At 61.8% G+C, this 12,510-nt stretch carries 11 protein-coding genes and 1 tRNA gene; 6 read left to right on the plus strand and 6 right to left on the minus strand.

Going from position 1 to position 12,510, the window contains the following annotated elements; genetic code table 11:
• Positions 1-8: 8 nt before the first annotated feature.
• On the minus strand, positions 9-2,381 hold the full coding sequence (locus ACTFPK_RS05020) for a hypothetical protein (protein WP_439911243.1): 2,373 nt from the start codon (positions 2,379-2,381) through the stop codon (positions 9-11).
• Positions 2,382-2,530: 149 nt separating this feature from the next.
• On the opposite strand from ACTFPK_RS05020, the gene pheA reads away from it, so the two are divergent.
• The 5 genes from pheA to ACTFPK_RS05045 all read left to right on the plus strand — a co-directional run bounded on the left by pheA (position 2,531) and on the right by ACTFPK_RS05045 (position 8,210).
• A complete protein-coding gene (gene pheA / locus ACTFPK_RS05025; RefSeq protein ID WP_274735814.1) occupies positions 2,531-3,487 on the plus strand; it encodes a prephenate dehydratase in 957 nt (318 codons plus the stop codon).
• Positions 3,488-3,534: 47 nt separating this feature from the next.
• The gene (locus ACTFPK_RS05030; RefSeq protein WP_016442143.1) at positions 3,535-4,536 is read left to right on the plus strand and encodes an aminoglycoside phosphotransferase family protein; all 1,002 of its coding nucleotides are present in this window, start codon (positions 3,535-3,537) and stop codon (positions 4,534-4,536) included.
• A 9-nt stretch (positions 4,537-4,545) separates the two neighbouring features.
• Positions 4,546-5,829, plus strand: coding sequence for a serine--tRNA ligase (gene serS, locus ACTFPK_RS05035; protein WP_039898218.1), 1,284 nt, complete (start codon positions 4,546-4,548; stop codon positions 5,827-5,829).
• A 43-nt stretch (positions 5,830-5,872) separates the two neighbouring features.
• Positions 5,873-6,811 carry an HAD family hydrolase gene (locus tag ACTFPK_RS05040; RefSeq protein ID WP_016442141.1) on the plus strand — a complete coding sequence of 313 codons (939 nt, stop codon included), beginning with the start codon at positions 5,873-5,875 and terminating at the stop codon, positions 6,809-6,811.
• A 181-nt stretch (positions 6,812-6,992) separates the two neighbouring features.
• Positions 6,993-8,210, plus strand: coding sequence for a leucine-rich repeat protein (locus ACTFPK_RS05045; protein ID WP_439911244.1), 1,218 nt, complete (start codon positions 6,993-6,995; stop codon positions 8,208-8,210).
• Positions 8,211-8,484: 274 nt separating this feature from the next.
• Here the strand turns inward: ACTFPK_RS05045 and ACTFPK_RS05050 are convergent, their stop codons facing one another.
• Together ACTFPK_RS05050 and ACTFPK_RS05055 are read right to left on the minus strand one after the other, a co-directional pair.
• Complete coding sequence (locus ACTFPK_RS05050; protein ID WP_439911245.1) at positions 8,485-8,790, minus strand: hypothetical protein; 306 nt, start codon at positions 8,788-8,790, stop codon at positions 8,485-8,487.
• 39 nt (positions 8,791-8,829) lie between these two features.
• Positions 8,830-9,153 (minus strand): hypothetical protein, encoded by a 324-nt coding sequence (locus ACTFPK_RS05055; protein ID WP_439911246.1) that lies wholly within the window; start codon positions 9,151-9,153, stop codon positions 8,830-8,832.
• Positions 9,154-9,785: 632 nt separating this feature from the next.
• Between ACTFPK_RS05055 and ACTFPK_RS05060 the strand changes: the two genes are divergently transcribed.
• Positions 9,786-10,610 carry a hypothetical protein gene (locus ACTFPK_RS05060; RefSeq protein ID WP_439911247.1) on the plus strand — a complete coding sequence of 275 codons (825 nt, stop codon included), beginning with the start codon at positions 9,786-9,788 and terminating at the stop codon, positions 10,608-10,610.
• Here the strand turns inward: ACTFPK_RS05060 and ACTFPK_RS05065 are convergent.
• The 3 genes from ACTFPK_RS05065 to nrdF form a co-directional block, all read right to left on the minus strand.
• Positions 10,581-11,033 (minus strand): DUF488 domain-containing protein, encoded by a 453-nt coding sequence (locus ACTFPK_RS05065; protein ID WP_439911248.1) that lies wholly within the window; start codon positions 11,031-11,033, stop codon positions 10,581-10,583. The two genes, ACTFPK_RS05060 and ACTFPK_RS05065, sit on opposite strands and share 30 nt — an antisense overlap.
• Positions 11,034-11,156: 123 nt before the next feature.
• Positions 11,157-11,243, minus strand: a tRNA-Ser gene (locus ACTFPK_RS05070).
• Between the two features lie 214 nt (positions 11,244-11,457).
• Positions 11,458-12,435 carry a class 1b ribonucleoside-diphosphate reductase subunit beta gene (nrdF, locus tag ACTFPK_RS05075; protein ID WP_016442136.1) on the minus strand — a complete coding sequence of 326 codons (978 nt, stop codon included), beginning with the start codon at positions 12,433-12,435 and terminating at the stop codon, positions 11,458-11,460.
• Positions 12,436-12,510: the final 75 nt, after the last annotated feature.

A 12,510-nucleotide genomic window follows, 5' to 3' on the forward strand; every position in this document is an offset into this window, starting at 1 on the left:
GCTGGTTGCTATCTGCCAGCCGGTTTTTCTTGTGGTTTTTGGATGGTATACGTGCTGGCGCGTTCCTCTAAGGAACTTTCGCCGGCCCGCATGAGCCCGAGGGCGAAGGTGGGGGCGAGTAGCGCGACTCCGACTCCGAGGATAACCAGGCCGGAGTCGTTAATAAGGGAGGCGTAGCCGAGGGCGAGGAAGCCTGCGGCCGCCACAGCGGCCAGGTGCGGATGGGCCGCAATGCACGCGTGTACCTGCGCGGTTGCCGGCCGGGCTCGCAGATCCCAGCGCCCCGAGGTCACGAGCCACACCACCACGTATACTCCCGCGAGAAGGGATGCGCCTAGCGCGCCGGCCACCAGGGGCGGCAGGCCGAAGAATGCTTGGGATAGTTTTCGGGCGACGACGGCGCCCGCCCCGCCGTGTTCCATCCTGCCTACAAAGTTGCCCAGGTGGGTGGTGGATCCCACCGCGCGGTCAAGCATAGCCAGGCCGGCCGAAACAGCTACCCCGGCTATGGCCGCGAGCGCGGTATGCCACCAGGTCCAGCGTTTTCCCCAGGTGTGCCAGGCGAGGTAGGCGAAGCCGAGGGTGAGGGCCGGTGGCCCGCCGGCATCCGCACCGAAAACAGGAAGCCCATCCAGGGCGATGGCGCACGCACCCACCGCGAGTACAGCGAAGCCAGCTATACGGACGGCCCGGGTATTGGGGGCGGCCAAGCCACCGGCGCCACGTATCCGTGCGGCGAGGGTGGCGGCTGCGGCAAGCGCGCCGACAGCGAAGATAGCGAAGACCGAATTATTGAAGCCGAAGAAACGCCCGGCGACAGTGGGGAGGGATCCCATAACCGATGTGTTAGCGAGGGAGTATCCCCCACCAAAGGTACTGGCGAGGATGTCCGCCGCGATCACGGTGACGCTGAGTGTGCCCAGCCGTGCTAGCGGGGCGGCGATCCAGCGCCCCCCTGCCTGAGCCTGGTGGCGCGGGCCAGCTACCGCCCAGGTGGCGAGGAGCGCGGCGAGGACGGCCAGGCTGCTCCACCAGCCAAGTAGCGGGCGGGAGAAGGTCCACCACGGAATAATTCCGATGAGGAGCGCACTGACCGGCAAGGCTGCGAGCCAGGCCAGGAGCTGAGCAAAACCGGTGGGGCGGGCACGGCGGGCGGCGGCCCGGGTAGGCTGCGCGGGTGCGGTAGCCGCCTGTGAAAGGGAGGTTCCGGCAGAACTTCCCGCAGCCGCTACCACCGTTGCGGGTGGGAAGCGGGAAAAGCGGACCAGGTGAACGACGATAACGGCTACGCACACCAGCCCGAGGCCGGCGAGGATGAGGTAGAACTGCGGGCTCAGCTGCGCAGTGAGGTCAGCGCGCAGTGCTTGCCCGTGCAGAATGGCGCTGGCCGTGGCCAGTGTGGTTTTCCCTCCGTTATCCGTGAGCGGCGCGGGGGCACCGGTATGCCAGGCGAGCACGCTGGGCGCCAGGTCAATGAGCTGAACGAGACCGGCGGTACGGGTGGTTGTGGAGCGAGCGAGCGCTGCTGTTCCGCCCGGCTCCAGCAGTGCGAAGAAGCCAAGTTCGGCCCGCTCGGCACGGTCGGCCACAGTGGTGATGATGATGCGGGCCTGCGGTTGGTGGGCGGTAACAAGCGCGATGATTTCCCCGAGGCGTTCATCGAGCCCGGCCAGGCTCCCGGCGGGGACATTCTCCGCATTAGCGCTTCCCGTATCAGAGGTTCCCGAATCGGCGTTCGCTACATCAATGCCTCCCGCATCAATGACGGTGAGGTCCCGCCCGGCGAGCACCGATCCATCCGCGAGCACATCCGCGAGATCACGGTAGGCGATGCGCGATTCCTCCTGACTGTTGAGGGCAAGGGCAGCGCCCGGCCCCACCGCGAGCACCTTTTCCGGAGCCGTGGCCTGCGCGAGCGCACCCATCACCACGGGGTAGTGGGCAGCGCTGCTTTCTTCACTTAGTCGCTCCGCATCGCGCACCGCACCATCCTGGGTCACCAGGGATTTTGGCGCTACACAGCTGCTGCCGGCAGGAGTGACCGCCGCGCGGGCACCGGCCCCGAGGCTCACCCAGCCATCCGCCGCGCAGGTGGTGGGCGCGGCCGTGCGCACGGAAATATTGGCGAGGGCCGCGCCATAGCCCGAACCTGCCAACGCCGCGCTGAGCCGCGGGGTGCTTTCCTCACCGACATCTGCCCAGCGCAGCCCGGCCACCCCGATCATCACCGTGGGCCGCACCTGATCTGGTGCCGCTTGCGCTGCCGGTGCCACACTCAGCGTGACCCCGAAAGCCACCATTGCAACAGCAAGCACAGCCGCCCAGAGCCCAGCCAACCGCATCACGCGCTCGCCGGGGCTATCACCGTGAGAATTCCGCATGGGAACAGCCTACTCGGGGCTTACGACACTTTCGGACGCCCCGAACGCCCCACTCCGGGGCGGGATACAATAACCAGGCGACAGCGCGGGCAGGTGCACCGCCGCCCAGCTGCGCCGTCGTACTATTTCTCCACGCACGAAAGGACACCATGCAATCCTCGCCCGCTACCGAACCGGTCCGCTATTCTTTCCTCGGCCCGCGCGGCACGTTTTGCTTTGCCGCTTTGCAGCAGGTAGCCAGCGAGGACACCGCCACCTTCGTGCCCGCCGTGGACGTTCCCTCAGCGCTGCGGATGGTGCGCGCCGGGCAAACCGACGCCGCCGTGGTGCCCATCGAAAATTCGGTGGAGGGCGGAGTTAATGCCACTCTCGATTCGCTCACTGCCGGGTCGCCGCTGGAAATTCGCGGGGAAATGCTGGTTCCTATCGCATTCTCGCTGGCGGTGCGGCCCGGCACGCGCGCCGCGGATATTCGCCGGGTCGCCACCCATCCGCATGCCTGGGCACAGTGCCGTACCTGGATCGCCGAGCACCTGACAGACGCCGTGCATGTGCCGGCTACCTCCACGGCCGCTGCCGCGCGCGAACTGGCTGAGAACCCGGATGCGGATTTTGATGCCGCGATTTGTGCGGTACCCACCACTGGTGTGTACGGGCTCGTCTCGCTGTCCGATGAAATCGCCGATAACCGCAATGCCGTCACGCGCTTCATTAAAGTGAGTAAGCCCGGGGAGATTCCCCCGGCGACGGGTTCGGATAAAACAACGCTCATGGTGCGGCTGGCCTCGGAAAAGCCCGGGGCGCTGCTGGAAATGCTGCAACAATTCGCCGCGGTCGGTGTCAATTTATCGCGGATTGAATCGCGTCCGGCCGGCGATCAGCTGGGTCGCTACGCCTTCTCACTGGATGCCGAGGGCCATATTCACGACGAGCGGGTGCAGGCCGCGCTGGTCGGACTGCATCGCATCTGCCCGGAGGTGACCTTCCTGGGTAGTTACGCGCGCGCGGACGGCCACGCCACTCGCCTGCACGCCGGGACTTCCGACGAAGATTTCGGTGCCGCACGCACCTGGGTTGCCTCGCTGCTCAGCCGGGTAACGCGCTAGGGGTCCGGTACACGGTACGGTCTTCATCAAGAATCATCGAGTCGCCCATGGACCAGCTGCGAACACCGCTCACGCTGAGAGCACTGCTTACCGAGCGGCAGTATGCGGGGTTTACGGCCGCGTGGGCGGAACTGCGCGGGGGCTCGCTCAGCGGTGAATCGTTGCCTGAAACTTCACCCGGCCCGGTGCTCGGCGACTCTCTGATCGGTCCGGACGCACTGCGGGTGCGGGATCTTTCCTGGCCGGAACGCGAGAGCACTGTTCTCCACCTCAGCAGCCCCGGGGTGTCCTGGATTCTCAAAACCGCTGGGAACACTGCTTACAGCGTGGGGCGCGAAGCTCGCGCACGCGCGTGGACCGGCCCTTTGGAGGCGCGCGGAACCGTGGCTCGCTTGCTCTGGTACGACGACGCCGCTCCTCTCACCATCCTCGACTATCTACCCGGATGTGACGTTCTGGGTAGCCCGTGGGAATTCTCGCCACGGGTGTATCACCAGGCCGGAGCCGCCCTCGCGCTCCTCCACCGGGCGGGAGCTCGCCAAGATCACGGTTTCACCAAGGGTGCCCTTACCCGCACCCGGGCGCGGATCACGGAGATTCGCACGCTCGCGCCGGGAGGCGCACTGCCCGCTGCTGTGGATGAGAAGCTCGCCGAAGCGGAGGATTTTCTGGCGAGTTACCGGCCGGGCAGCGTCGTCGTACATCCCACGCACGGGGATTGGCAGGCCCGCAATTGGTTGTGGGATGAGCCCGCCGGCCAGCTGCGGATCATTGATTTTGGGCGCTTCGGGTGGCGGCCGGCCGCCGCGGACTTCCTCGAGCTGCACGATCTCTGGCACACACATCCGGAACTGGAAGAGGCCGCGGCACGCGGCTATCGGGAAGCCGGAGGAGACTGGCCCGCGGGGAGCGAAGTTGGCAGCGGCGAGCGCGGGAATGGCGGTGCGGGTGATACCGAGCGGCTTTTAAGAGTGGCGCGCGCCGTCGGCCATATGTGGCATCGCACCACAACGGCCCGCCGGATCGCGAGCGCGCCCGCCGCGCGCTAAGCTGGATCCATGCTTGATATGCGTTCTGTTCGCGAGAATCCGGAAGCTATCCGTGAGTCCCAGCGCCGCCGCGGGAATGATCCCGCCACCGTCGATGCCCTGCTCGCCGCCGACGATGCGCGCCGCACCACCCTGCAAGAGTTCGAAGCCGCCCGGGCCGAACAAAAAGAGGTGTCGCGATCCGTGGGGAAGGCATCCCCGGAGGAGCGCCCCGCCGTGCTCGCCCACGCCAAAGAGCTGGCCGAAAAGGTCAAGGCGCTGGATGCGGCCGCGGCGGAAGCCGAAGAAACCTACCTTGCCGCCAATCGCGCGATTGAAAACCCGGTGCTCGCCGGGGTGCCCGCGGGCGGGGAAGATGATTACGAGGTGCTGGAAGTCATCGGCACCCCGCGCGATTTTGAGGCGGAAGGCTTCACCCCCAAGGATCACCTCGATATTGCGGAAGGCCTGGGGGCCTTGGATATGGATCGCGGCGCGAAAGTCTCCGGATCGCGCTTCTACTACCTCAAGGGAGTGGGCGCGCACCTGGAAATGGCGATGTTCCGCATGGCCATCGATCAGGCTGCCGAACACGGCTTCACGCTCATGACCACGCCCACGATTGTGAACCCGGATATTATGTCCGGCACCGGGTTCCTCGGGGAACATTCCGATGAGATTTACTACCTGGGTGCCGATGACCAGTACCTGGTGGGTACCTCGGAAGTGCCGCTGGCTGGCTACCACAAGGATGAGATTTTGGACTTGGGCGGTAAGCCGCGGCGCTACTGCGGGTATTCGGCCTGCTACCGGCGTGAGGCCGGCTCCTACGGGAAGGACACCCGCGGGATTATTCGCGTGCACCAATTCAATAAGGTGGAAATGTTCTCCTACTGCCCGGTGGAGCAATCCGAGGAAGAACACCGCGCGCTGCTCGCGATGGAACGCGAAATGATCGGGAAGATGGAACTTCCCTACCGCATTATTAATGTGGCGGCCGGGGATCTGGGTTCTTCCGCGGCACAGAAATTCGATTGCGAGGCGTGGCTGCCCACCCAGCATCGCTATATGGAGGTCACCTCAACCTCCAATTGCACCACTTACCAGGCGCGGCGGCTCAATGTGCGCGAGCGCGTGGACGGGAAAACCCGCGCGGTGGCCACCCTCAACGGAACCCTGGCCACTACCCGCTGGCTGGTGGCGCTTTTCGAGAACCACCAGCAGAAGGACGGCTCGCTGTACGTCCCCGAGGCGCTGCGGCCCTACCTGGGCGCCGGCCTGGCCGGACGCGAATTCATCGAGCCGGTGAACTAGGCTCCCTGAACGGAGTAACCACCAGCGTAACGAAGGCGGCGATGTGAAGATCCAGGAGGAGTCCACGGCGGCGCGCTTGCGGGCCGCTTTCGATGCCGCCGGGACCCCGCCGGCCGGGCCGGAGCTCATGGTCTGCCTGGACTTGGACGGCACCACGCTCCGCCCGGACGGAATCATCGCCGAACGGGTGGACGCCGCTTTCCAGGAGCACCTGCGCCGGGGAACCCACCTGGTGGTGGCTACCGGACGCGGGCGTGAATCCGCCATTCCCGTGCTCGATATGCTACGGGTGAGCGAAACCATTATGGTGTGCTCGAACGGCAACGAAACGGTGCTGCTCGGGAACGCACAGCTTCCCGGGGTGGAGGTGCGCACGGTCCGCTCCATGACGGATCGCGGGGACGTGGTGCCGGTGCGCCTCGCCCACCTTTTCACCATGGAGGAAGCCGATCTGGCCCGGGCCCTCGATGCCATGCGCCGCGAATTCCCGGGCGCCTATTTCGCGGTGGAACCGGTGGAAGGCCCGCGGCGGGTGGCGCACGGGTACGCCACCGAACGCCTGGAACCCAATGCCATCTGGGTGAAATTCAAAGACCTCGTGGTCCCGGACGCCCTCCGCCTCATTATGGTGGTCCCCCGCATGGAAGCCGCCGAGCTCATGGCGCGCCTTTCCCGCCTCGATATGCCCGGGGTGGATTGGGCGGCGTCATCTTCTTCCGGCTCAGGCTGGGTGGATGCCGGACGGGCCGGGATCTCCAAGGCCAGCGCACTTGAGGTACTCCGCCGCGATTTCGGAATCGCGCGCGGGGGAACGGTGGCCGTGGGCGATGGCGGGAACGACATCCAGATGCTCGAGTGGGCCGGCGTGGGGGTCGCGATGGGGCAGGCGCTCGATTACGTTCGTGCGCACGCGCGGGCCGTGACCGATCCGGTATGGGACGACGGCGTAGCCACCCTCCTCGAGGTGCTGCTGGCGCGTTAACGCTGGCGCCGTCGTCGTGAAATATCACAAGCGCCCCGCACGGCCGCAAGCTGCGATAATAATAATTTCCATGCAATCCGGTTCATTTTCTGATGAATTTCCGCGCATTTCGCGGTACGGTGGCGGTGAGTAACCCGAGTTTCTCTGGACTCGCCCGAGCCGCACCACGAAAGGATATCGGATGAAAAAGGGAATCGTCGGCACGGTGGGTGCACTGTGCACGGCATTGATGATGGGGCTGGCGGCGATGGTGCCGGCAGCCACCGCCGCTCCCGCTGCCACGTGGGATGCCGCGGATTTCACTATCGAAACCGAGGGCGCCACCACAACGCTGCGCGGTTTGAGCGATACCGGCCTGCAGAAAATTACGAACCTCAAGCACGTGGTTATTCCAGAGGGCGTGACCGCGCTGACCGGGCCGAATGGCAGGACGGGGAATATGCACAGCAAGGGAATCACCGGTATTACGCTGCCGGCCACCCTCACGGAGGTGAGTTACGGTTTCCTGGATCGCAATGCGATTTCCGCGGTGGAGTTCCCGGCGGGGATGCAGAAGATTGGGCCGGCGGCTTTCCAGGCCAATGCGCTCACGGAGGTCACGCTGCCCGCCTCGATCACCGAGGTGGCCTGGAGCGCTTTCCAAAATAATCATATTTCCACGGTGCGCTTAGCCGGCACGTATAACAACGCCGTTTTCCCGGTGGTGCCCGGCAGCAGCGCCGGCAATAGCAGCCCGGCTTTCGCGCAGCAGGAGCTCGCAGACGCCACGATACCCGCGCACGGCACGCTCACGCTCGCGCGGATTTCTGATGTGAACGGCGATCTCAGCGGTCGCGGGCTCACGTGGGGTGCGTATTATTGGGACGACGGCGCAGCCGAGCCCGCCCTCACCAGCTCCATCGTGACCTTTGCCGATGGCACGGTGACCGGGGTGGCCCCGGGTTCCACCCGCGTCATCATGATGGCGAATGATACGGCCACCGGTAAGCCGCTGTATTCTGCGGTGGTTCGGGTCAATGTGACCGAGCCGGCACCTGAGCCTGAACCCGAACCGGTTCCTGATCCTGAACCAGTTCCCGATCCCGACCCCCAGCCGGCGCCGGACCCTGTTCCGGACCCCAACCCTCAGCCGCAGCCGCAACCTGATCCGGTGCCGCAACCGGAGCCCAATCCGCAACCGAAACCCGCGGATCCAACTTCTCCGTCGCAACCGCAGGACCCGAAGCCTCAACCGGCTCCTAAGCCTGCGCCGTCGCCCGAGGCTAACAAGCCGGCTCCTACCCCAAGCAAGGCACCGACGCGGCAACTCGCCCACACTGGCCTTGCCGCTACGGGCGCTCTGGCCGTCATGGCCGTGCTGCTGCCCACCGGCTACGCCCTGCGCCGGCGTGCGAAGTAACCCAAAGCTCTAGGTAACTCAAGGCTAAACGCCACGCACCTGGGGGCCGCACCGATACCGGCGCGGCCCCCAGGTTTTCTATTCTCCGCACAGATCCCGGGTGACGTTCCGACCGGTTGTCTACGCTGAAAGTAAATGCGCGGCAAAAGAGGCTGCCGCGGATTTGTTAGCTACGGCTGAAAAGTAGTCCAATTTCTATGGCTGAAAGCTCTTCGATTACCTGTCACATTACCGAGGACAGGCATATGACCAGCGAATGGAATTGATCGGCAGATTAGGCTCGCAGGGAGTAGCCGCCCTCTTCCAAGTACCCATTCAAGATCTGTCGCGTAAGCTCGTCAAATTCATCCTGGACTTCATCGATAGCTGCGCGCAGTAGATCTTCTGGCATGGCACAACTGGAAATAACACCCGAATGCACGGTGTAAATCAGATCCCAAACGTCACAATCCACACCTAGGCCGTGTCCCCAATGCCCCTTTTCACCGAAAAGGATATCCTGGTCACCATGCTTCCGGACATACTCGGCGAGAAGCGCCACCTGCGACTCCTGCGGTGCTTCACTTATAGGTAAAACCATATGATTTCCTCTTTTTCCGGTCTGGCAAAGATGGGCTGGTTAGTCAGGCCAAACTCCCGGCTCCTTCGGCAAAGACAAGTCCAAACCCCAATGATTCTTATTTTCGTGATACTCCAGAATATCGGTAGCCCACGGAGCAAGAATCGGACGGATCTCATCCACTGCATCGCACACAAGCCCTGCAGGAATCTCAAACGCGTAGGAGTCCCCCCATTCTACGGCAGTAATAACTGTCCACGGAGTTACTGGACTCCACAATGCATCTAAACGAATCTGCTCAGGGTGGTATTTCTCAGATTTTTCCGTCACGTATTCAAGAAGGCGAATCACCGCCGGGAAACCATCCAACTCATAAGAATCCATTGAGGAAACCTCCTACCTAGTCGTCGCGGGGAATTTGAGGGACCCGCAAAGACGAACCAATCAACTCCAGCCGACCATTCAGAACGCGGGAAGAAACATGATCCAATTGGCGGGAAATTTCGTAAATTGCGTCGCTCAGAAGAGCTTCGGGTAATAGGACTCCCGAAAGATAAGCGGAGGACACAGTGTAGATCAGATCCCAAACGTCCCCCTCTTCACCGATACCGACCCCAAGGCCTTGGCCCTTCCCCTGACCGAAGAGAACTTCAGGGTCGCCATGCTCGCAAACGTATTTCGCAAGTTTCGTTACCGGACGGCAATGTGGTTCACCACTTGTACTTCCAGCCACGCTTTACCCTTACTTCCCTTACACCGCGGTCGGAGAACTCCAATAAAAGAAAGGCCTAAGCTTCGGTGGCGAAATTCCGAGGCCCTTAGTCACCTCTATGGATGAAAGGCCCCAGTTTCCCAGTTTCGGTTTGTCTCGGCAACCCTACCTATCAAAGATCAGACCAGGTTCTCTTTGCGCTTGAGTCTAATCCGCCAGACCCGTGCAATCCAGCGCCTCCCTAGCCTCAAGAAAATCTTGTACCCTTGATTCACACCACCATCTTCGACGTGAAGGCGCGCCCATGGATATCAGCAAAGCAAGGGAACTGGACCAGCTAGGTCGAGAAATCGACGTTTTAGTCGTTGTTAAAACCGCTCCCATCCCCTCAGAAAAATACAAGGAAACCGTGTGCGTTGCCGGAGTCGCCCTTGATCCGCTTCGCTGGGTAAGGCTCTACCCTATCGCCTTCCGTTATCTTGACGGTACCGACCGCTTCAAGAAATATCAAACTATTCGAGTATCCGTCCGCGCACCTAACGATGATGACCGGGAAGAAAGCTTACGGGTCGAAAAGGATCCTCAACCACAAGATGAGCCTATTACCGGGTGGGACGAGAGAGCTATCTACCTCGACCCTCTTCCCGCTAAATCACTCTGTGAACTACGAAAGGAAGCTAAGAGAAATCCGGCCGCGCAATCCCTTGCGCTTATCACGCCCCGCGCAACACCTACGATTAAAGTATCGCTTCACCCGGGCTGGAATGAACAGCAGAAAGCTGCGCTGCGCAAATATAAAGACGAAGATATCTTCGGTAACAAGGGGCTCACGCTCGAAGCCCCGCGGTTTATTGCTCGGCTTGAATTCTATTGCAATTTTCAGAGTTGCTCGCGCCATTCCTTGACAATAACGGACTGGGAAGCGGTAGCGCTGCAACGCCGTTGGCCGCCAACGGCGTCAATCGAATACGCCCAGCAAGAATTCGAAAAGAAATTCATTAGAGAACGTGAAACGCCCGGCGTTCCACTGCGGATTATTGTTGGCAACCAAGCCGCTCCGCACAAACGCCACAGCTTCCTGGTGTTGGGAATTTTTGGCTCAAGCCGCGAAGCGCTCGGACTCTTCTAACACAGCGCACGTTTCCTCAATCACGAGTTTCCGGTGGCACTGCTGGTGATTAGCCTCAAAGCAAAGAATAAGAATCGCACCGTCATGCGCTAGGCCAGCAATCTCGTGGATGGCTACCCGCGCATCCGGAGTCGCGAGTACCTCGTTGCGGAAACGTGCGTGAGCTGCATGCGCTTCGGGAGTCCCAGGATAAGCGAAAGCTGCCCGATTATCTTTTGGATTACCGAGGGACCGCATATGAACATAGCGAGCCCCAGTAGATTCAACGGCTTGGCGAAGCCGCGTTTTAGAAAATCCTTTCTTGCGGCTGATGGGGGTAAGCCGGATATCAACAACGGTATGAACTCGGTTAGCTTCCAATGTATCGAGAAGATCACTGATAGTTTTCCCCTCGTATCCCCAACCGAGAATAGTGGTGGCCATCGGTTGTACTCCTTCGTCTTACGCGACCGGCCCACGACCCTAAAACCTCATGAAACTTCAGTTACACACAAGCATGATGGCAACGAAACCACAGGAAACTCTATGGCACACGCCATCACAGAGCGGAGACGGAGGGATTCGAACCCTCGAGCCGCTATTGCGACTAACACCTTAGCAGGGTGCCACTTTCGGCCACTCAGTCACGTCTCCATGCTCACCGGGAAAGCTTGAGCTCACCCGTGCAAGCCTTACTAGCGTACACGCTCAGCGGGGCGTGGTGCCAGTTTTTTCGCGGCGGAATTGGTCACGCGGCGCCGCGCCGCATTGCGTGGCGGCGGGCCGGCGCTATTACCGCCAGGCCGGCGCTGCGGCGTCGTACCACACGCGCCGCCGCGGGCCGCACCACCGCGAGCGCGCAAGCACGCTAGAAATCCCAGTCGTCGTCGGTAGTATCTTCCACTTCGCCGATAACGTAGGAGGATCCGGAACCGGAGAAGAAATCGTGGTTCTCGTCCGCGTTCGGGGAGAGTGCCGCCAGGATCGCCGGGTTGACGGCCGTCTGGTCCGGGTTGAACAGCGCTTCGTAACCGAGGTTCATGAGCGCCTTATTGGCGTTGTAGCGCAGGAATGCCTTGACGTCCTCCGTCAGGCCCATCTCATCGTAGAGGCTGGCGGTGTATTCTTCCTCGTTCTCGTAGAGGTCTTGGAGTAGCTCAAAGGTGTATTCCTTGAGTTCGGCCTTGCGTTCCTTGCTGGCCTTCTCCACCGCGCGCTGGTATTTGTAGCCGATGTAGTAGCCGTGCACGGCTTCGTCGCGAATAATGAGGCGGATGAGGTCCGCGGTATTGGTGAGCTTGGCGTGCGCGGACCAGTACATGGGCGCGTAGAAACCGGAGTAGAAGAGGAAGGATTCCAGCATCGTGGAGGCCACCTTGCGCTTTTCCGGATCATCCCCGCGGTAGTAATCCAGCACGATTTGCGCCTTCTTCTGCAGGAATTCGTTATTTTCCGACCATTCGAAAGTTTCGTCGATCTCATCGGTGGAAATGAGCGTGGAGAAAATCGAAGAATACGACTTCGCGTGCACGGATTCCATGAAGGCGATATTGGTATACACCGCTTCCTCGTGCGGGGTGACCGCGTCCGGGATAAGCGAAACCGCACCCACGGTGCCCTGAATGGTATCGAGCAGGGTCAGCCCGGTGAACACCCGGGTGGTCATGAGCTGTTCGTGCGGCTTGAGAGTGTTCCACGACTGAATATCGTTGGACAGCGGCACCTTTTCGGGCAGCCAAAAATTCCCCGTGAGGCGGTCCCACACTTCGAGGTCCTTTTCGTCCTCGATGCGGTTCCAGTTAATGGCTTGCACAGAACTGACAAGTTTCAACTTTGGGGGGATCACAGTAGCTCCTCGTTAGCGCAGGTGATGCGGGATAGATAACGGTTAAGAACGACGACGCCGCTTGCGCCGCCACAC

The sequence above is a fragment of the Actinotignum sp. UMB0459 genome, assembly GCF_051905915.1.
Taxonomy (GTDB): Bacteria; Actinomycetota; Actinomycetes; order Actinomycetales; family Actinomycetaceae; genus Actinotignum; species Actinotignum sanguinis.

Bases quoted from the DNA above. Each gene is read 5' to 3' on its own strand.
- ACTFPK_RS05020 (WP_439911243.1), bottom strand. From the start codon at position 2,381: ATGCGGAATTCTCACGGTGATAGCCCCGGCGAGCGCGTGATGCGGTTG.
- pheA (WP_274735814.1), top strand. From the start codon at position 2,531: ATGCAATCCTCGCCCGCTACCGAACCGGTCCGCTATTCTTTCCTCGGC.
- ACTFPK_RS05030 (WP_016442143.1), top strand. From the start codon at position 3,535: ATGGACCAGCTGCGAACACCGCTCACGCTGAGAGCACTGCTTACCGAG.
- serS (WP_039898218.1), top strand. From the start codon at position 4,546: ATGCTTGATATGCGTTCTGTTCGCGAGAATCCGGAAGCTATCCGTGAG.
- ACTFPK_RS05045 (WP_439911244.1), top strand. From the start codon at position 6,993: ATGAAAAAGGGAATCGTCGGCACGGTGGGTGCACTGTGCACGGCATTG.
- ACTFPK_RS05050 (WP_439911245.1), bottom strand. From the start codon at position 8,790: ATGGTTTTACCTATAAGTGAAGCACCGCAGGAGTCGCAGGTGGCGCTT.
- ACTFPK_RS05055 (WP_439911246.1), bottom strand. From the start codon at position 9,153: ATGGATTCTTATGAGTTGGATGGTTTCCCGGCGGTGATTCGCCTTCTT.
- ACTFPK_RS05060 (WP_439911247.1), top strand. From the start codon at position 9,786: ATGGATATCAGCAAAGCAAGGGAACTGGACCAGCTAGGTCGAGAAATC.
- ACTFPK_RS05065 (WP_439911248.1), bottom strand. From the start codon at position 11,033: ATGGCCACCACTATTCTCGGTTGGGGATACGAGGGGAAAACTATCAGT.